The following is a 565-nucleotide window of genomic DNA, read 5'->3' on the forward strand; positions in this document are numbered from 1 at the left end:
GAATCAGAATGTATGATTCAAAAATAACAGATACAGGGAGTTAATATGCTTTGGTCATTTATCGCTGTCTGTTCTTCCGCATGGCTTTATGTCGATGCGTCGTATCGCGGTCCAACGTGGCAGCGCTGGCTGTTTAAACCGGTGACCCTACTGCTCCTGCTGCTGCTCGCCTGGCAGGCGCCGATGTTCAACGCCGTGAGCTATCTGGTACTCGCGGGTCTGTGCGCCTCGCTGATTGGTGACGCGCTTACCCTGCTGCCGCGCCAGCGTTTGCTGTATGCCATCGGGGCATTTTTCCTTTCCCATCTGCTCTATACCATCTACTTCGCCAGCCAGATGACCCTCTCCTTCTTCTGGCCGCTGCCGCTGATCTTACTGGTCATGGGCGCGCTGCTGGTGGCAGTGATCTGGACACGGCTGGAAGAGATGCGCTGGCCGGTCTGTACATTTATCGCCATGACGCTGGTGATGGTCTGGCTGGCCGGTGAACTGTGGTTCTTCCGCCCAACGTCACCTGCAATGTCGGCGTTCTTTGGTGCCGCCCTGCTGCTGATTGGGAATATTG

Annotated in this window: 1 protein-coding gene; it reads left to right on the plus strand. The window is 55.9% G+C overall.

Annotation, left to right across the window (positions count from 1 at the left end; genetic code table 11):
• Positions 1-45: 45 nt before the first annotated feature.
• Positions 46-565 (plus strand): lysoplasmalogenase (locus tag K5E19_RS23580; protein ID WP_221553352.1); only part of this gene is annotated, 520 nt, incomplete at its 3' end.

The organism is Enterobacter sp. RIT637, from assembly GCF_019718755.1.
Classification (GTDB): Bacteria; Pseudomonadota; Gammaproteobacteria; order Enterobacterales; family Enterobacteriaceae; genus Enterobacter.